This is a genomic window from Micrococcus sp. IITD107 (assembly GCF_041927415.1).
GTDB lineage: Bacteria > Actinomycetota > Actinomycetes > Actinomycetales > Micrococcaceae > Citricoccus > Citricoccus terreus.
This window is the reverse complement of the sequence record NZ_JBHFFN010000002.1, coordinates 364,369-383,100: the sequence shown is the minus strand read 5'-3', so window position 1 is coordinate 383,100 and position 18,732 is coordinate 364,369. Positions and strand designations below refer to the sequence as shown.

General features: G+C 71.1%; 14 protein-coding genes. 4 read left to right on the top strand and 10 right to left on the bottom strand.

The window, feature by feature from the left end:
- Positions 1 to 17 precede the first annotated feature (17 nt).
- The 3 genes from ACEXHE_RS06120 to ACEXHE_RS06110 all read right to left on the bottom strand — a co-directional run bounded on the left by ACEXHE_RS06120 (position 18) and on the right by ACEXHE_RS06110 (position 2,936).
- Positions 18 to 1,238 carry a phosphotransferase family protein gene (locus ACEXHE_RS06120; RefSeq protein ID WP_374785092.1) on the bottom strand — a complete coding sequence of 407 codons (1,221 nt, stop codon included), beginning with the start codon at positions 1,236 to 1,238 and terminating at the stop codon, positions 18 to 20.
- Between the two features lie 45 nt (positions 1,239 to 1,283).
- A complete protein-coding gene (locus ACEXHE_RS06115; RefSeq protein ID WP_374785091.1) occupies positions 1,284 to 2,072 on the bottom strand; it encodes a hypothetical protein in 789 nt (262 codons plus the stop codon).
- A 234-nt stretch (positions 2,073 to 2,306) separates the two neighbouring features.
- Positions 2,307 to 2,936: a GNAT family N-acetyltransferase gene (locus ACEXHE_RS06110; RefSeq protein ID WP_091693109.1), complete on the bottom strand. Its 630-nt coding sequence runs from the start codon at positions 2,934 to 2,936 to the stop codon at positions 2,307 to 2,309.
- Between the two features lie 70 nt (positions 2,937 to 3,006).
- Here ACEXHE_RS06110 and ACEXHE_RS06105 point away from each other — a divergent pair, with 70 nt between their 5' ends.
- From ACEXHE_RS06105 to ACEXHE_RS06095, 3 genes are all read left to right on the top strand, one after another.
- Positions 3,007 to 3,627 carry a 5-formyltetrahydrofolate cyclo-ligase gene (locus ACEXHE_RS06105; protein ID WP_374785090.1) on the top strand — a complete coding sequence of 207 codons (621 nt, stop codon included), beginning with the start codon at positions 3,007 to 3,009 and terminating at the stop codon, positions 3,625 to 3,627.
- Between the two features lie 60 nt (positions 3,628 to 3,687).
- Positions 3,688 to 4,023 carry an FmdB family zinc ribbon protein gene (locus ACEXHE_RS06100; protein ID WP_277246138.1) on the top strand — a complete coding sequence of 112 codons (336 nt, stop codon included), beginning with the start codon at positions 3,688 to 3,690 and terminating at the stop codon, positions 4,021 to 4,023.
- A gap of 260 nt (positions 4,024 to 4,283) precedes the next feature.
- Positions 4,284 to 4,841 (top strand): hypothetical protein, encoded by a 558-nt coding sequence (locus tag ACEXHE_RS06095; protein WP_374785089.1) that lies wholly within the window; start codon positions 4,284 to 4,286, stop codon positions 4,839 to 4,841.
- 164 nt (positions 4,842 to 5,005) lie between these two features.
- On the opposite strand, the gene ACEXHE_RS06090 is transcribed toward ACEXHE_RS06095, so the two are convergent.
- Positions 5,006 to 9,013 carry a DEAD/DEAH box helicase gene (locus tag ACEXHE_RS06090; protein WP_374785088.1) on the bottom strand — a complete coding sequence of 1,336 codons (4,008 nt, stop codon included), beginning with the start codon at positions 9,011 to 9,013 and terminating at the stop codon, positions 5,006 to 5,008.
- Between the two features lie 88 nt (positions 9,014 to 9,101).
- Entirely contained in the window at positions 9,102 to 10,682 is a 1,581-nt protein-coding gene (guaA, locus tag ACEXHE_RS06085) for a glutamine-hydrolyzing GMP synthase (RefSeq protein WP_374785255.1), read from the bottom strand.
- A 105-nt stretch (positions 10,683 to 10,787) separates the two neighbouring features.
- Between guaA and ACEXHE_RS06080 the strand changes: the two genes are divergently transcribed.
- Entirely contained in the window at positions 10,788 to 12,146 is a 1,359-nt protein-coding gene (locus tag ACEXHE_RS06080) for an MFS transporter (RefSeq protein ID WP_374785087.1), read from the top strand.
- Here the strand turns inward: ACEXHE_RS06080 and ACEXHE_RS06075 are convergent.
- The 5 genes from ACEXHE_RS06075 to guaB all read right to left on the bottom strand — a co-directional run bounded on the left by ACEXHE_RS06075 (position 12,133) and on the right by guaB (position 18,576).
- Positions 12,133 to 12,636, bottom strand: a complete 504-nt coding sequence (locus tag ACEXHE_RS06075) for a DUF3817 domain-containing protein (RefSeq protein WP_374785254.1) — start codon at positions 12,634 to 12,636, stop codon at positions 12,133 to 12,135. The two genes, ACEXHE_RS06080 and ACEXHE_RS06075, sit on opposite strands and share 14 nt — an antisense overlap.
- A gap of 116 nt (positions 12,637 to 12,752) precedes the next feature.
- The gene (locus ACEXHE_RS06070) at positions 12,753 to 13,823 is read right to left on the bottom strand and encodes an SURF1 family cytochrome oxidase biogenesis protein (RefSeq protein ID WP_374785086.1); all 1,071 of its coding nucleotides are present in this window, start codon (positions 13,821 to 13,823) and stop codon (positions 12,753 to 12,755) included.
- A gap of 9 nt (positions 13,824 to 13,832) precedes the next feature.
- A complete protein-coding gene (locus ACEXHE_RS06065; RefSeq protein WP_374785085.1) occupies positions 13,833 to 15,845 on the bottom strand; it encodes a glycerol-3-phosphate dehydrogenase/oxidase in 2,013 nt (670 codons plus the stop codon).
- A 25-nt stretch (positions 15,846 to 15,870) separates the two neighbouring features.
- Positions 15,871 to 17,016 carry a GuaB3 family IMP dehydrogenase-related protein gene (locus ACEXHE_RS06060; RefSeq protein WP_374785084.1) on the bottom strand — a complete coding sequence of 382 codons (1,146 nt, stop codon included), beginning with the start codon at positions 17,014 to 17,016 and terminating at the stop codon, positions 15,871 to 15,873.
- Positions 17,017 to 17,031: 15 nt separating this feature from the next.
- Positions 17,032 to 18,576: an IMP dehydrogenase gene (guaB, locus tag ACEXHE_RS06055; protein WP_091693070.1), complete on the bottom strand. Its 1,545-nt coding sequence runs from the start codon at positions 18,574 to 18,576 to the stop codon at positions 17,032 to 17,034.
- Between the last annotated feature and the right edge of the window lie 156 nt (positions 18,577 to 18,732).

Genomic DNA, 18,732 nt, shown 5'->3' with positions numbered 1-18,732 from the left:
ACGCGGCACGCAGCCGCTCAGCGGGGCAGGTGCAGCAGCGCCTCAGCGGCGTCGAGCCGGCTGCGCGCGGCGTGCTCCCAGCTGGCTCGGCCCGCGTCCCGTGCCCCGGCCACCAGGGACAGCGCCACCGCCGCCGCCCGGCAGGCCAGGCCCGCCGCGTCCACGGTCTGGACGAAGCACCGGTGGAACCGCTCCAGGGCACGCTGGGTGTGGATGTAGCGCCGGTCCACGGCCGGCAGGACCGCCAGATGCCCCAGGAAGCAGGCCAGGTCGTCCACCCGGTGTCCCGGACCGGCACCGTCCACGTCCAGCAGACAGCTCACCCGGTCCCCCTCCACCAGCAGGTTCGCCTCGTAGAAGTCCCCGTGGGCCGGCACCACCGGCCCCCGGTCGGTGATCTGCAGCCGCCGTTCGATCTCTTTCACCAGAGCCAGGATCCGCCGTTCCTGGGCAGGCAGCGCCACGGCGGCCGCTCGTCCGTAGGCCGCCGTGCGATCCGCCCAGGCCGCCCGATGGGGCAGGGCGGTGATCTCCGGGGGCATCCGGTCCAGGATCTCGATCAGGTGTTCCGGGTCCAGGCCGGCGGCACCGTCCTGCATCAGGTCCTGGGCCAGGGGTCTGCCCTGCCCCGCGCCCAAGGCGAGCACCTCGGCCACCGGCGGGCCGATCACCGGAGCCACCGGCACGCCGGCGTCGGCCAGGACCACGTGACGCCGGTGCAACGGGACGGCCATCCCCTGCCGCAGCACCTTGAGGTAGACCGTCCGGGGCTGGGGCGTCCGGCCAGGCTCGGACGCGGTGGCGAAGGTGGCGCGCAGCACCGCCCGGCGCAGGGGACGGTAGCTGACGGTGCGCAGAGCGGTCAAACGATCCCCCGCAGACCAGAGCGACCGCACCGAATCAGGATCCGCGGCCAGGGCCAGACCGGGCAGCAGCGGATCATGGGGATGGAACCAGGCCCGCCAGGATGCTCCGGCCGCCTCCCCCACGGGCAGTGCCGCATCCTCGGGGAGGATCTCGGCGGTCAGTCCGATGAACAGCTCCTGCTCGGGCCCGTGGAGACCGCGGGCATGGACCTCGAACACGCCGGTGGCGCCGGCCCCGGGACGGTGCTGGAGGTCGCGCAGGTGGTACCGGTCCAGGGTCATCCCGTGGCGGTCCAACAGGACCTGCAGATGGCTGTCCGCGGAGGAGGAGCCCAGGTGGGAGACCTGGCGCCGTTCGGCGTCACGGGCCATGTCAGGCCCCGTGGGGATTCACGACGACGGCCGGTTCAGCAGGTCTCAGACGGCCCGGCGCCGCTCCAGCACCTTGTCCAGATCCAGGGTGCGGTTCGCGCTGGCCTGCACCCGGGCGGTGTACTCGGCCGAGACGCCGTCCTTCAGACGGGTGCCGGGCTGGGCGGTCTTGACCTCGGGCAGCTCCAGCGGCTGCGGCTCGGGGCGCACGGCCTCCGGGGCGTCCAGGTAGGTGGGGCGGGGCACCGAGAGCTGGGTGGGAGCAGTGGCGCGTGCGGCGGAGGGAACGGTCTGCTCGGCGGCGGACTCGTTCGCGGGAGCCGGCGTGGAGGCCGAGACGTCCGGGGCCGTGTCCGGCTCCTCCACCGAGGCGGAATCCTTCTCGGCGGCAGCGGCGGTGCGCACTGCCCAGGGTGCGGAGGCGGCGGCATCGAACACGGTGCCGACGGAGGCGGGGGCTGCGGCCTCCTCGAAGGCCGCCTCGATCTGACGGTCGGTGCGGCGCTTGCGGTCCCGCAGCGCCAGCAGGCGCAGTCCAGCCACGCCGAGGGCCGCCACGAGCAGGCTGATGCCGGCCACGGCGCCGGTGGGTGCCCCGAAGAGGGCGGCCAGGCCGGTGATCACGGCGGTGAGCAGTCCGAGCACCACCAGGAGGGCGATCGCGGTGCGGTCCCAACGGATGGTGAACGAGCGGGGGGTGACGGCGGTGGACCCGAGCGAGGGGCGGGCCGCACGTGCCAGGGAGACCAGGGAGCGGTGGGGTCCCGAGGACGGCGCGGAGCCCGCGGCAGCGCCTGCGGCGGTGGCGGAACCGGTCTGCTGGGTGCTCTGCATGATCTTCCTCCGGATACGGCGGGGCGGCGTCTGCGCGTCTGCCCTCCGATGGATGGCCACCATCCAGCCGAGAACCAGTGCGCACAGCACCAGTGAGGCGTGGATATGGATGTCCGGAAGCAGACTCAGTGCCTCACTGAGCGACCTGACCAGACTACCGGCGCCTCCATCCACACGTCACACGGTACAGGGACAAAACTACACCGTTGTGATTCGCCACGCAGTATCGGATGCTCAACCCCGTTCCAGCAGGCGAGAGAGCAGTCCCTCCGGCACCTCCGGAGCGGTGATGGCATAGGCGTCATGGTCACGCCACTGGCCGTCGATGTGCAGGAAGTCCCGGCGCAGGCCCTCCAGCCGGAAGCCCAGCTTCTCGGCCACACGGCGGCTCGGACCGTTCTCCGGGCGCAGGTTGATCTCCATCCGGTGCAGCCCCATGACCTGGAAGCAGTAGTCGGTGGCCAGGGCCACGGCGGTGGGCATCAGCCCCTGGCCGGCACGGTCACGGTCGATCCAGTACCCCACGGCGGCCGAACGGGCCGAGCCGTAGACGATGCTCGAGACGCTGAGCTGCCCGGCGATCACCGGCGCCGACCCCACGGAGGTCCGCACGCAGATCAGCCAGGGCAGTCCGACTCCCTGCCGCCCCTGTCGGTTGAGCTTGCGGACCATCTGGCCGAAGGTCATCGGCGCGGTGTGCGGCAGCGGACTGGTGGCGTCCCAGGGGCCGAGCCACTCACGGTTGCGGTGCCGCACCGACTCCCACTCGATCTGGTCTGCTCGGCGGAGGGGACGCAGCACGAGGTCCCCGTGCTCCAGCACCACCGGCCAGCGGTGCGGGTGCAGGGTGTCGAGGCGGGTCATGAGACCAGCGTATCGGCGCCGTCTCCCGGACCGGCGCTGCCGCGTCCGCGCCGGCTGGCACCATGGGACCATGACCACACCCGCAGAGAAGGCGCGCTTCCGCGAGGACTGGCGTGGCCGTCGTCGTGACCTCCCGCTCCCGGTGCGCGCGGCACAGTCGGCCGCACTCACCGAGGCCCTGCTGCAGTGGTATCTGCCGCGAGCCGAGCACCGCAGGGTGGCTTCGGTGATGTCCTACGGGACCGAGCCGGACACCGCGCGGCTGCATGCCCGGCTGCATCGCGAGGGCGTGGAGGTGCTGGTCCCGGTGATCGAGCCCGAGCGGCAGATGTCCTGGGTGCGCTGGTTCCCGGATGCGCCGATGGGCCGCAGCTCGGTGGCGCCGATCCAGGAGCCGCTCGGCGACCGGTTGACCGCCCGGACCATGCAGACGGTGGACCTGGTGGTGGTGCCGGCCCTGGTGGTGGACGCCCACGGCTACCGGATGGGGCAGGGAGGCGGGTACTACGACCGCTTCCTGGACGGCCTCCGAGCAGAGCGTGAGCGCACCGGACGCGGCCCCCTGACCGTGGCGGCGGTGTTCGAGCACGAGCTGGTCCGCCCCGGCGTGCTGCCGGTGGAGTCGTTCGATCAGCCAGTCGATGCGGTGGTCACCGCCCGGGGTGTCAGCTGGACGGATCCAGAGGCGTAGAATTGGCACTCGAAACTTGAGAGTGCCAGCCGTTCCCGGCTCTGCGAAAGGACTCCGCTCGTGCCCACCTACGCCTACGCCTGCAAGGACTGCGGTCACCAGTTCGACGCCGTCCAGTCCTTCTCGGACGACGCCCTGACCGAGTGCCCCCAGTGCCAGGGCACCCTGCGCAAACTGTTCAACTCCGTGGGCGTGGTGTTCAAGGGATCGGGCTTCTACCGCACCGATTCCCGGTCCGGCGGCGCGGACACCTCGAGCGCTGCGAGCGGATCGGGCGCCTCCGGGTCCCCGAAGACCTCTGAGGGAGCTGCGTCCACGGCCGGGTCCACCAGCGGGGCCTCCTCTTCGAGCTCCTCCTCGTCCACGGCGGGTGGCTCCTCCTCGAGCTCGTCCTGACCTCTCCTGCACAGCGGACGGACCGGCCCCGGCGCTGCACAGCCACCCCTGCGGGCCTGATGTGGTGAGCACGGCGGTGCTGAGATCAGCACATGCGTTCCTTCCGCTTTCCGCACCGCCGCGACCCGGCTCCGACCTCCAGCGCACGGCGTGCCGCACGGCGCCGTCTGCGCGCACGCCTGGACGCGACCCGGCTCGGTGCCCAGGATCCTGCGCTCCCTCCCGACGACGGCCCGTCACCACCGCCACGCAGGCGGCGGATGGCCTGGGCGGCAGTGGCCGCCCTGCCGTTGATCGCGGCCATCGCCCTGGGGCTCAGCCCCGCCCCACAGAGTCCCGCGTCCTCGCCCAGTGTCCCGTCGGCGCTCGGAGCGGCCGGGCCCTCGGCCTCTCCGAGCGCGTCCGGTGCGGCCGTGCCGTGGACGGCCGATCCACCAGCGGCTCGGTCTCCGCAGGCACAGGCTGAACCCGGCGCCGCCGCATCTGGGTCTCCGAATCGGATGCCGGTCCCGGCGGCCCCGTTCGGTCACCGTCTGGTCCCCGTGCGCGTGATGGACCCTGCGGCGGTGGAGCTGCTGGACGTGGGCGACCGGATGGACGTGGTGGGGATCGACGGCCAGGTCATCACCAGTGCGGTCAGCGTGCTGCAGATCCGGGACAGGGCGATGCCGCCGGTGGTGGTGATCGCCGTCCCCGAGCAGGACAGCGCCTCGGTGGCCGCTGCCGTGGCGGCGACCGAGGTGACCGTGGTGCTCAGCCCGAGGACGGACCCCAGTGCGGAGGACGCTGCTCCAGCAGCCACCGGTCCCGCTCGGTGAGCGGGGACCGGTCCGCTGCAGCACCGGCGGACCCGGCCCTGCTCTGGGCGGTCAGCTCACGCGGCGGCTCCGGCGCATCGGCCGTGGCCGGACCAGTGCCGGGGACGTCAGCTCGGCGGTGGCCCCGACGGCGCCCGCGGCCCGTTCCCGGTCCCGGTGTGGGCTCAGCGCTCGTCACGGTCCTGCCCGTCGAACAGCTCGTCCGCGTGCATCTGCTCCTCAGCCTGATCTCCCGGGTGATCAGGTTCGGCCTGGGCGTCATCGTCCAGGCCGCTGATCGAGGAGCGCTCCAGTCCAGCGGTGTCCACGGGGGTGACCTCGTCCTCGTCGGGACCGAAGGCCGCGGCATCCCCGCCAGGCCCCTCACCGGCGGCCGGCAGCCCCAGGTAGGAGGCGACCGTGCTGGCACAGCCGGCCGGATCCGAGAACACGTCGATCGTCCACATCGGCAGGTACCGCCAGCCGTTGCGCTCCAGCTGGTCCGGACGCTGACGCGAGCGCTCACGCACGCTCATCGAGCGGTACTGGTCCGATCCGTCCGAGAGCAGTGCCACCGGAACCGCGGGTTCACCGGCACTCTGGCCGTCCCAGGACGGCATGCCCAGGGGGTTCCAGGCCGCCAGGTCCACCGATCCGGCGAAGTCCGGGATGACGGTCCCGTGACGCTGGGCAAGTCGGTGGGCCAGGTCGGCCACGAGCGGATCGCGTGCGGAGTCGGCGCCCTGCGGGCGAGCGTCCTTGAGGTAGGTGTGCAGCAGCCCGTAGAAGTCCAGCGCTCCCCCGCCCAGGCGCTGCGGATCGATGTCCTCCGGGTGGATGCAGCTGAGCACGTGCAGCCGATGCCGGGCCCGGGTCATGGCCGTGGCGTACAGCTCACGGCCGCCCGGCTCGGAGAGCGGACCGAAGTGGTGCACCACCCGCCCGTGCGGGGTGCGGCCGTAGCCGAGGGTGAAGATCACCTGGTCACGCACCAGTCCGCGGGCCCGGGCCATGGGAGCCACCACGAAGGGCTCCTGGGCACGGGAGAAGAACGGGGTGGCCCAGGGGTTATTGGGCAGGTTCAGCCGGATGGCCTCGGCGACCCGGCGTGCGTGGAGCGGGCTGGCAGTGATGACCGCCAGGGACTCCTGCGGACGGCGCTGGATGTGCTCGAACACCAGGTCGACGGTCTTGTTGACCTCGGTGGTGGTGCTCTCCACTCCTTCGTCGCCCGCCCCGGGCATGCCGGTTCCGCCGGGCAGGAACTCCACCCGGACTGGACGGTCTGAGCCGGTCAGCTCGCTGGCCAGCGGCAGCATGTCCAGCCGCCCCTCGTAGAGCTGTCCGGCCAGCAGCCGAGTCAGACGGCGATCCAGGCCACGGTGCATGACGGTCTGGCCGAGGGCCGGGAGCACCTCAGAGAGCGCCGCGTAGACGGACTCGACCTCGCGCGGTCCCTCGATGGTGGCGGTGGGATCCACCGAGACGTGGAAGGGCTGGGGCGATCCGGAGACGTCGTCGCCGAAGGCCACGACCTGGTCGGCCCGGCTGATCGCGCCCAGGGCGGTGACCAGGGCCAGCGACTCGGCGTCCAGCAGCAGCACGGTGTCGAAGCGCAGCTCTCCGGAGAACTCGGCCAGGGCCAACGGCGAGGTGGTCCAGACCGGCACGAGCGACTGCAGCAGCTCGTGGTCCAGACGCGCCAGGGAGTCCGCATCCGGGCTGCCGTCCTTCAGCAGCGACTTCAGCGCACGGGCGGAGGCACGGAACTGGCTGGTGCCCTGGTTCCAGCGCTCGGCCAAGGTCCACCGCAGGCGGGCTCCACCGGTCTCCAGGTGGGCGGCGTCCGCGAGTCGGTACTCGGACTCGAGCCGCCGCAGGGCCTCACCGTCCACCATCGCCAGGTAGTCGTCCCCGGAGATCATCGCCTCCAGCGCGGACTGCCACCAGGCCAGCTCCAGCTCGGAGGTCAGCCTCTCGGTGGGGACCTCTCGGCGCCGCAGGTCCGTCATCAGATCGGCCAGACCGTGCTCGCGCAGCTGATCGTTGACCAGGGTCCGTTCGGGCAGGGTCGCCAGGGTCTCCCGGTCCTGGACCAGACGGTCCAGGGTGGCCCGCAGCTGGTCGGCAGGCAGGTTCTCCAGCTTCTGGTCCGGATCCTGCGGCTCGGCGAGCATGCCCTGGAGTCGGTGCATGGCAGCGGCGACCTCAGCGCCCTGGGAGGCCAGGGCCTCCAGCCCGGAGGGCACGGCAGGATGACGCTGAGAGGTGGCCCACTGGGACCACTGGGCACGCTGGTCCTGCACGGCCACCAGAGACTCATGCAGGTCCGGGATCGTCACGCCCGGACGGATGTACTCCTTGGCGACCCGGCGCAGACGGGAGCGGGTCATGGAGGACATCTCCACCCCGTGCTGCTTGCGCCAGGCCCCGGACGCCGTGGCCGAGATCAGGTCGGTCACCGGCCGATCGAAGATGTCCGGGGTGAAGCGGTCCAGACTGGTGCGCACATCGGTGAGCAGCCGGATCTGACGCACCCACTGGCTGAAGGTGGTTCCGGTGGAGATCTGGGCCTGGGCCGTGGCCTGATCCAGCTTGGCCTGGAGGGCCGGCACGGATGCAGCCAGGTCCTCAGCCAGACCGTAGGCCTCCTCCGTCTCCTGCACATTGCGCAGCCGGGCGCCGTACCAGGGGCTCTCCGTGGAGGAGCGTGAGAAGGACCCCAGCTCACCGGCACGGACCAGCTTGGAAGCGGTCTGCTCCCGATTCACGGTGGAGTCCAGCACCGATCGCTTCAGCCGCACGGTGGTGGAGGGCGGGGTGGGCAGAGCGGTCAGGGCGGCCAGGGACTGCATGGCCTGGAACGGGGAGCATCCCCACCGTTCCCGGACGGAGTGCAGGCTGCGGACATGGTCGGTCAGCCGGTGGCGGCGCTCCACCACCGTGGACTGCACACGGCTCACGGCCGGCTCTGTGGCACGCTCGGTGCGCAGCAGGGCCTCGACGAGCTGACGCCGGACGTTCTCCGGACCGCCGCCGGCCGGCAGGTCCAGGACCATGGAGTCCAGGCCCACCGAGCCCAGCCGGGCCTTGAAGTCATCCAGGGTGGCGGTGCGCTCGGCGACCACCAGCACCCGCTTGCCCGCGGAGGCCAGCTGCGCCGCGGCGTTGGCCGCCGTCTGCGTCTGACCGGTGCCTGGAGGGGTGTTCACCACCAGGGACTGGCCGGTGCCGATCTGGTCCAGCACCCGCTGCTGGGAGGCATCGGCATCCAGCACCAAGGTCTCGTCCCGCGGATGGCGCTCGTCCAGGGGCGGCAGGCCGGTCTCGACCAGCTCCTCCCGGCGCGGCACCATCCCGGTGTGGGCGTCATACAGCGCCGAGACCACCGGGTGCGTGGAGTCCACCACATCCACCGAGGCGGTGTCCGCCAGGTCGGCGAAGGTGGAGACCAGCAGCCGGTTCTCCACGACGAGTCCGCGGATCTCCTGGCCCTGGTGGCGCAGCAGCTCCAGGGCCGGCATCGGCTCGAACTTGGCCGTGGCGTAGGCGGCGTTGCGGTAGTCCACGGTATCCAAGGCGATCCCGAACCGGTCCCGGAAGAAGCGGACCAGCGCGGGATTGAGCCGGGCGCGCTCGCTCATCTGGAGTTCGTAGTCGTCCTGTTCCTGGCGCAGGGTCAAGGAGATCCGAGCCAGCAGGACCGGTGCCGAGAACTGGGTGGAGCGCCCCTCCTCGACGATCCGCCAGGTGGCCAGACCGGCCGCCACGTAGCCCACGTCCACGCCACGGTCCTCAGCCAGCTCCTGGATCTTGCCGCGCAGCTGGCGGGCGGTGCCCCGGGAGGCGGCGAACCCCTCAGGGGTCCGCAGAAGGGTGGACAGGCGGGTGCGCCGACCGGCCATGAACTGCACCAGACCGGAGGGATGCGCGTGGCTGATGTCCACGCTGTTGGCCACCGACGGGGCGAACCGCAGCATCGTGTCGTTCTCCGAGCCCGAACCCAGCGAACCCAGCCACGCAGAGAAGCTGGGACGGTGCAGGGTGGAGGCGCCATCGTCGGGACCCTGGGGGTCGCTCAGATCGGTCAGGAAATCCGCCGAGGTGCTCTGCGGCCGACCCGCCTGCCGTCCTCGGTCCGGCTCACGGCCCTCAGCTCGCTCGTCCGCCGAGGTGCGCTCCTGATCGGTCACAGCTGTCCTTTCCTCTGCGGCTGACGCCGCCCACACGTGGTCATCACGCTACCCAAGGCCAGGCCAGGGGCACACGAACACCGTGGAGTCACTCCCACTCGATGGTTCCCGGGGGCTTGCTGGTCACGTCCAGCACCACCCGGTTGATCCCGTCCACCTCATTGGTGATCCGGTTGGAGATGCGCGAGAGCACGTCATAGGGCACCTTGGCCCAGTCGGCGGTCATGGCATCCTCACTGGTCACGGGCCGCAGCACCACGGGGTGGCCATAGGTGCGACCATCGCCCTGGACGCCCACCGAGCGGACATCGGCGAGCAGCACCACGGGGCACTGCCAGATCTCCTGGTCCAGTCCGGCCGAGGTGAGCTCGGCGCGCACGATGGCGTCGGCCTGGCGCAGCAGGTCCAGGCGCTCCTTGGTCACCTCGCCGATGATGCGGATGCCCAGACCGGGGCCGGGGAAGGGCTGGCGCTGGACGATCTCCTCCGGCAGGCCCAGCTGGGCGCCCACCGCACGGACCTCGTCCTTGAACAGGGCACGCAGGGGCTCGCAGAGCTCGAACTCGATGTCCTCCGGGAGCCCGCCCACATTGTGGTGGCTCTTGATGTTCGCGGTGCCCTCGCCCCCGCCGGACTCCACGACGTCCGGGTAGAGGGTGCCCTGCACCAGGAACTTCACATCCTGGGCGTTCGGGTCATTGCGGGACTCGGCGACGATGTCCGCCTGGGCCTTCTCGAAGGTGCGGATGAACTTCTCGCCGATGATCTTGCGCTTGGTCTCCGGGTCGGTCACCCCGGCCAGCGCCTCCAGGAACACGTCCTCGGCGTCCACCATGACCAGCCGGGCGCCGCCGGTGGCCTTGCCGAAGGCCTTCTCGATCTCCTCGGACTCGTCCTGACGCATCAGTCCGTGGTTGACGTACACACAGGTCAGCTGGTCCCCGACGGCCCGCTGGACCAGCGCCGCGGCCACCGCGGAGTCCACGCCGCCGGAGAGGCCGCAGATGGCCCGGTGCTGGCCGATCTGCTCGCGGATCAGTGCCACCTGCTCCTCGATCACATTGGCGGTGGTCCAGCTGCGGTCCAGCCCTGCGCCCTCGCGCAGGAACCGCTCAATCACGCGCTGGCCGTACTGGGAGTGGCCCACCTCCGGGTGCCACTGCACGCCGAAGATCCGGCGCTCAGGGTCCTCGAAGGCGGCGACGGGAGCACCCGGGGTGCTGGCGGTGACGGCGAAGCCTTCCGGGGCGTCGGTCACGGCGTCCCCGTGGCTCATCCACACCACCTGGTCCACGTCCTGACCGGCGAACAGGGTGCAGGTGGAGTCGATGGCCTCCAGCCGAGTGGAGCCGTACTCGCGGGAACCGGTGCGGGCCACCGTGCCGCCCAGTGCCTGGGCGATCGACTGGAAGCCGTAGCACAGGCCCAGCACGGGCACGCCGGCCTCCAGCAGTGCCGGGTCCAGTCGAGGCGCGTCCTCGGAGTACACCGAGGACGGGCCGCCGGAGAGGATCAGCGCGGCCGGGTTGCGAGCCAGGATCTCCTCCGCGGAGAGGGTGTGCGGGACCACTTCGGAGTACACGTCCGCCTCGCGGACCCGGCGGGCGATCAGCTGGGCGTACTGCGCCCCGAAGTCCACCACCAGCACGGTGGGGAAGTCAGCGGCGATCTGCGGGTTGTCGGCGGTCTCAGCGGCCTGCTCAGGGGAGGTGGAAGTCACCTGCCAAGAATAGTCCAGATCGCCCAGCGGCCCGACGACGGTACGATCCCGAGCATGGCCTCTCCCCCTCCCCGTGACCTCACCTCCCGCCAGGTCCAGTCCCGCGCGGTGCGAGTGCTCGGGACGGCGCAGGTGTTCTCCGGGCTGGGCAACGGCGCGACGCTCTCCCTCGGGTCGATCCTGGCGGTGGACCTCTCCGGGACCGAGGCCACGGCCGGACTGGTGAACACCGCGATGACCCTGGGCTCGGCCCTGATCTCCATCCCCCTGGCCCAGCTGGCCCTGGACCGGGGGCGGCGGGTCTCCCTCTCGGCGGGCCTCGCCGCCGGACTGGTCGGCCAGGCGGTGATGGTGGCCGCTGTCTTCACCCGGGTCTTCCCCCTGCTGCTGGTGGGGGCGTTCCTGGTGGGCTTCGGCGCGGCCGTGAACCTGCAGGCGCGCTTCGCCGTGACCGATCTGGCCGAGCCCGAGCGTCGCGGGCGGGCCCTGTCCGTGGTGGTCTGGGCGGTCACCGTGGGCGCGGTGCTGGGACCGAACCTGGTGGGACCGGGAGCGGTCCTGTCCACTGCCCTGGGCATTCCCTCCCACGCAGGACCGTTCCTGATCTCGGCGGCCGGCATGCTGGTGGGCTGGCTGATCATCCTGATCGGCCTGCGTCCGGATCCGCTGCTGGTGCGCCGGGACCTGGACCGTGAGTCCGGGATGGATCATCCGGTGGGCGGTGCACCACGGCGCCGGCTCCCCTTCGGGATCGACCGGTGGGGAGAGGGTTGGGCCGCCGTGCGTCCGCATCCCCGGGCGGTGGCCGCCGTGCTCAGCGTGGTGGCCGCCCACGGCGTGATGGTGGGGCTGATGTCCATGACCCCGCTGCACATCCAGCACGAGGCTGGGCTGACCAGTCAGCAGCTGCACGCCCACCCTGATGTGGTGGTGCTGATCGGGTTCACCCTGTCCCTGCACGTGGCTGGGATGTACGCCCTCTCCCCCGTGATGGGAACCCTGGCGGACCGATGGGGCGCGGTGAGGACCGTCGTCGGGGGGCTGTCCCTGCTGCTGGCGGCGACCGGGCTGACCGCGCTGCTCCCTCAGTTCCACGCCGCTGTGGTGGCGGGGCTGATCCTGCTCGGGCTGGGCTGGTCCGCGGTGACCGTGGCCGGCTCCACCCTCCTGGTGGCGGCCCTGGAACCACAGGACCGCGTTCCGGCCCAGGGATTCTCGGACGCGGTGATGTCCCTGTCCGGTGCCCTGACCTCGGTGCTGGCCGGGGTCATCATGGGGTCCCTGGGCTATGCCGGGCTCTCGGTGCTGCTGGCCGCCGTGGTGATCGTGGCGCTGCTGGCCGCACTGCGGCTGGGCCGTCAGCGGATCCCGGATCGCCCGGGGCCGCCGGAGTCCTCGGTCAGTACCGTCTGACGGCCTCCGGATGCTCAGCCAGCTCCTGCAGGGTCTGGCGGTGCACGCGGTGCTCCACGATGAAGGACAGGAACGGGACCACTCCGCCCAGGGCGATCACGAACAGATTCATGGCCGGCCAGCGCATCAGGGTCCAGAGACGGAACGCGGCCACCAGGTACACCACATACATCCAGCCGTGGGCGATCAGCACGGCGATCGAGAGGTTGAAGCCGTCCAGCACGGAGTCCTCCGGCTGGAAGGACAGGGTGTTCTCCGCGCCGGTGGCCGTGGTGCCGCCAGCGTAGAGCTCATTGCCGAAGCCGTACTTGGCGATCATCTCGATCACCAGCAGCAGCAGCATGATGCCGGTGACCCACGCGGCCACCTTGAAGAAGCCCAGGGCCCCGCGGATCTGGGCGTGGGTTCCGGCGAAACGACGCTTCTCCCGGCCCGGCCGCGGTGGAGGCGCCGGCAGGTCCGCCTCGGTGATGTCCTCCGGGTCCGGCAGGGTCTCCGGGTCCACGGGCGGGCGCGTGCTGCCAGCCTCGGCGGGGATGTCCTCACCGTTCAGGGTGATCCGCTGCTCGGAGCCGTCGGACTGATGGGGCTGATGGGGCTGCTGGGTCACGCGTCCTCCTCGGGGGCGGGCGGGGTGGTCGGTCCGGCTGAACCGCTGCCGGTGCTGGTCTGGGTGTCTCTGGTCTCGGCCACATGGGCCCGCCGAGCGGCGACGACGGCCTCTCGTTCACGGCGCCGGTGGAACCGCTCGAACTCGGCGAGTGCCCGCTCCTTCTCCTGCCGGGCCTGCTCGCGGCGGCGCGCCAGCTCCTCGTCGCGCCACCGTTCGGCCCACTCACGGTCCAGTTCCCGTTCGCGCTGCTCGCGCAGGAAGTCATCTCGGACGAACCGCCACCACAGGTAGAGGGCGAAGGCGGCGAAGACCACCCACTCGATCGCGTAGAAGATGTTCATCCACACGACCTCGGTCTCCTGAGGCTGCGGTCCCACCCAGACCGGCTCCAGCTGGGCCCCGTCCGCATGGGCGCCGATGTCCTGCGCCTGACGGGCCTCGGCGATCTGCTCCGCCGGAGTCCCGGCCGCCACCTGCTCGAGGGTGGAGAACTGTGCGGCGGGCACCACGGTGAAGGCCGAGACGAAGCCGGAGTAGGCCGGGGCGTCCCAGAGATTGATCAGTTCGGAGGTCGCCACGGTGGTGGTGACGGTGCGCCCGTCCTGGGTGTGCGTTCCTCCGGCGAAGGGCCCCTCGGCCGGCAGCAGGCGCCCGGTGACCTCCACGGTCCCCTCCGGCGCGGGATCGCTGCGGCCCAGGTCCTGGGTCCAGCCGCGCACCACCGGGATGACCTCCCCGCCCGGTGCGCCGTCCACGGTGAGGGCGGTGACCACCCAGTAGCCGTTCGCGCCCTCCCGCAGCCGGTCCTGCACAAACACCTCACGGTCGGCCAGGAACTGCCCCGTGGCCACCACCACCTGGTCAGCCTCGGTGCCCATCATGGGGCGTTCGGGCGCGAAGTGCTCGGTGAGTGCGACGGGGGTCTCGGTCTGGGTCAGGGGTGGAGGCGCGGTGGACTCGGCGGCGTCGAACTGCCATTTGCTCAGCCCCACGAACACCGCAGAGACAGCCAGCGCGAACAGCAGCGCCAGCAGCCACACGGGTTTCAGAGCGGTACGAAGCACCGGTCCAGCCTACGTGGTTTCTCTACGGGGCGTAGAACTGGCCTCGGTGGGCAGTCCGCCTCGCTGCACGTCCCGCACGGAGGTCTCGGCGGCCTCGACGAGCAGTCGGTGGGCCTGGGCATCGGTGACGGCGTCCAGGGTGCGGCGCTGGGCCTGGGAGTACCGCTGGAACCGACGCACCTCAGCGGCTTCGCGTTCGTCGTCCCATCCCAGCAGAGGCGCCATCAGGCGGGCGACGTGCGGGGCGGCGGCCTCACCGGAGTCGTCGGCCTCGAACACCGCGCGGATCCGACGGGCCAGCACGTCCTGCACGGTCCGAGCACCCTCCCGGGACACGGCATGGACCACTTCGGCTCCCAGGTGACCGTCCAGCCCCGGCAGTCCAGCACGCAGAGCATCATCCGCCGCGGCCAGCGCCATCACCTCGGGTGCCTCGGAGCCGTACCGATGCAGCAGCGCGTCCACCGTGTCCAGACCAAGTCCGTGCTCGGCGGCCAGCACACGGCGCCGATGGCGTGTGGGGGTCCATCCCTGGGCGCCGTGCAGCGGCAGCTCGGCCGTGCAGGACTCGGGGATCCCGGACTCCGCACCGGACTGCTCCTGACCGGTGAGCACGCCCATGCCAGGGGCCGTCCGATGCCCCACCGCACCGTCCACCGCATCAGCGGCCATCACCCGGTAAGTGGTGAGCTTGCCGCCGGCCACCATCGTCAGCCCCGGCAGCGGATGGGCGACCACGTGCTCACGGGAGACCTTGGCGGTGGCGGTGGCAGGCTGTTCGCCGCGGTCCTCGGCATCTCCGGACTCGCTCTCCCCCTCTCCCTCGTCCTCCGTCGTCGGTGCCGCCGCCGCGGACGGCGCGTGGCCGTCGTCGGGACGGTCCTTCTGAGTGGACTGGGAAGGAGTGACCAGAGGACGCAGGCCGGCGTACACGCCCACGATGTCCTCGCGACGCAGGGGCGCGCGCAGCACGGTGTTGACGCGTTCGAGCAGGTAGTCGATGTCTTCGGAGGTGGCCGCCGGGCGGTCCGGCCCGTACTGCCACGGCGTGTCCGTGGTGCCCACGATCCAGTGCCGGCCCCACGGGATGACGAAGAGCACCGATTTCTCCGTGCGCAGGATCAGACCGGCCTCCGAGGCGAACCGCTCGCGGCGGACCACCACGTGGATGCCCTTGGCGGCGGTGACATGCGGCATGCCCTCGGTCAGCGGGGCGTCATCTCCGTGGGGTCCGCGCAGCGGGATCCTGCCGGTCCACGCCCCGGTGGCGTTGATGACCTGCCGCGCGTGGACGGTGATCAGCTCCCCCGTCTCACGGTCCCTGACCTCCACTCCGGTCACACCGTCCCGGCCGCCCGCGCCGGTGCCCAGGTACGCGGTCACCTCTGCCCGCGAGGCGCACCAGGCTCCGTGGGAGGCGGCGGTGCGGACCAGTTCGATCACCAGGCGGGCGTCGTCCACCTGGGCGTCGAAGTAGCGGACGGCGCCGAGGAAGGCGTCCGGCTTCAGGCCCGGCGCGATCCTGGCCACGGCTCCGCGGCCCAGGTGCTTGTGCAGGGGCAGATGTCCGGTGCGGCCCACGGCCAGGGAGTCGTACAGCGCGACGCCGGCCCCCACGTAAGGACGCTCCCACGCCTTGGTGAGCGGGTACAGGAAGGGGACGGCGCCGACCAGGTGCGGGGCGATGACCTCGATGAGTCGGCCGCGCTCCTGCAGGGCCTCGTGGACCAGGGGGAAGTCCAGCATCTCCAGGTAGCGCAGGCCGCCATGGACCAGCTTGGAGGACCGGGAGGAGGTGCCCCAGCCGTAGTCGGTGGCCTCCACCAGCGCAGTGGAGAGCCCCCGTGTGGTGGCGTCCAGGGCCGCTCCGGCCCCGACCACTCCTCCACCGATCACCAGCACGTCCAGGGGATGCTCCTGGGTGGTGGCGCGCAGTCGCTCCAGGGCGCGGCGGCGGGAGGCCGGGCTCGGCGACCCCGGCGCCTCGAGGTGATGCGTGGTGCTGGGGTGAGGCTGGCTCATGGGGCGGTGCTGCTCCGGTTCGGGGTCAGGCTCGGTGGGACCGTGAGTCAGGGGCCACCAGGACCTCGACCTTCTGGAAGTCCTTGACGTCGGTGTAGCCGGTGGTGGCCATGGCCCGCTTCAGTGCACCCATCAGGTTGGAAGCGCCGTTGGTGTGGTGGCCAGGGCCCCACATGACCTCCTGCATGCTGCCGACGGTGCCCACGTAGGTGCGGTCGCCGCGGGGCATCTCCGGGTGTGCTGCCTCGCCACCCCAGTGCCAGCCCCTGCCCGGGGCCTCTTCCGCGCGGGCCAGGGCGGCGCCGAGCATGACGGCGTCGGCACCCATGGCCAGGGCCTTGATGATGTCCCCCGAGGTGCCCAGACCGCCGTCGGCGATCACGTGCACATAGCGTCCGCCGGACTCATCCATGTAGTCCCGCCGGGCCTCGGCGATGTCCGAGATGGCCGTGGCCATGGGGACGCGGATGCCCAGGGCTCGGCGCGTGGTGGAGGAGGCACCGCCGCCGAAGCCGACCAGCACGCCGGCTGCACCGGTGCGCATCAGGTGCAGCGCCGGGGTGTAGCCTGCCGCGCCGCCCACGATCACCGGGACGTCCAGCTCGTAGATGAACTTCTTCAGGTCCAGGGGCTCCTGGGTCTCCGAGACGTGCTCGGCGGAGACGGTGGTGCCGCGGATGACGAACATGTCCACGCCGGCGGCCAGAACGGTCTTGTAGAACTGTTGGGTGTGCTGCGGGGTCAGGGCACCGGCCACCACCACGCCGGCCTCCCGGATCTGTGCCAGGCGCTCGGTGATCAGCTCGGCCTGCACCGGGGCGGAGTAGATCTCCTGCAGCCGCCGGGTGTTCTCCGGGGAGTAGTTGGCCGACTCCAGATGAGCGATCTCCTCCAGCAGGGGTGAGGGATCCTCATACCGGGTCCACAGGCCCTCGAGGTTCAGCACGCCCATGCCGCCCATCCGGCCCAACACGATGGCCGTGTCCGGGCTCATCACCGAGTCCATGGGCGCCCCGATCACGGGGGCGTCGAAGGTGAAGGCGTCGATCTGCCAGGACAGGGACACGTCTTCCGGGTCGCGGGTGCGCCGGGTGGGGACCACGGCGATGTCGTCCAAGGCGTACGCCTGCCGTGCCCGCTTGCCGCGGCCGATCTCGATCTGCATGCTCACTGTTCCAGCCTAGTCTCAGCGGCTCCGGTAGTTCGGAGCCTCCACGGTCATCATGATGTCGTGCGGGTGGGACTCCTTCAGCCCGGCCGGGGTGATGCGCACGAAACGGCCGTTCTGCTTGAGGTCCGCGATGGTCGGCGCTCCCGTGTAGAACATGGTCTGGCGCAGTCCGCCCACCAGCTGGTGCACCACCGAGGCCACCGGTCCGCGGTAGGGCACCTGACCCTCAATGCCCTCCGGGATCAGCTTGTCCTCGCTGGGCACATCGGCCTGGAAGTAGCGGTCCTTGGAGAAGGAGCGCTGTCCGTTACGGGTCTGCATGGCGCCCAGGGAGCCCATGCCGCGGTAGGCCTTGAACTGCTTGCCCTGGTAGAACACCAGATCGCCCGGGGACTCGGCGGTGCCGGCCAGCAGGGACCCGAGCATCACGGAGTCGGCACCGGCCACCAGCGCCTTGCCGATGTCGCCGGAGTGCTGCAGGCCGCCGTCGGCGATCAGCGGGATGCCGGCCGGAATGGTGGCCTTGGCCGACTCGTAGATCGCGGTGATCTGCGGGACGCCCACACCGGCCACCACCCGGGTGGTGCAGATCGAGCCCGGTCCCACGCCCACCTTCACGGCGTCGGCGCCGGCATCCACGATCGCCTTGGCCCCGGCATAGGTCGCGGCCTGGCCGCCGATCACATCCACGTGCTTGGCCAGCTTCTCCTTCTTCAGCCGGGCGATCATGTCCAGCACGCCGTGCGTGTGCCCGTTGGCGGTGTCCACCACCAGCACGTCCACGCCGGCCTCGACCAGCTGCATGGCCCGCTCCCAGCCGTCGCCGAAGAAGCCCACCGCACCGCCCACGCGCAGGCGACCCTCCTCGTCCTTGGCCGCCTCAGGGTACTTCTCCGCCTTGTCGAAGTCCTTGACCGTGATCAGGCCCTTGAGCCGGTTCTTGCGGTCCACCAGGGGCAGCTTCTCGATCCGGTGCTTGGAGAACAGCTCCACGGTCTCCTCACGGGAGATCCCCTCGCGTCCGGTGATCAGCGGCATGGGGGTCATGGCCGAGTGCACGGTGCGGGTGGCCCACTCCTCGTGCGGGATGAAGCGGGTGTCGCGGTTGGTGATGATGCCCAGCAGGGTCATCTGCTCGTCCACCACGGGCAGTCCGGAGACCCGGTAGGTGGCGCACAGCTCGTCCAGCTCGGCCAGGGTGGCGTCCGGGCTGATGGTCACCGGGTCGGAGATCATGCCGGACTCGGAGCGCTTGACCCGGTCCACCTCCGCCGCCTGGTCCTCGATCGAGAGGTTGCGGTGGATGATGCCCATGCCGCCCTGACGGGCCAGGGCGATCGCCAGCGGGGCCTCCGTCACGGTGTCCATGGCCGCCGAGACCACGGGGATGTTCAGCCGGATCCGGCGGGTGAACTGGGTGGCGGTGTCCGCGTCGGCGGGGATCACGTCCGTGGCGTTGGGCAGCAGCAGGACGTCGTCATAGGTCAGGCCGGTGAAGCCGAAGGGATCATGGGAGGTGGCCACAGGCTCGGTGGAGGGGCCGTTGTTCGGAGCGCTCACAGGCGGAGACCTTTCAGTGCGTCACAGTGCACCGCAGTGCGACATCAGTGCATCGGGGGTGCAGACAGTCTACGTCCGGGCCCTCTCCCCCACGACGACCCACATCACATGCCCCACGTCACAGCCGCGTCACACTGCGAAACCTGATTCCGTCGT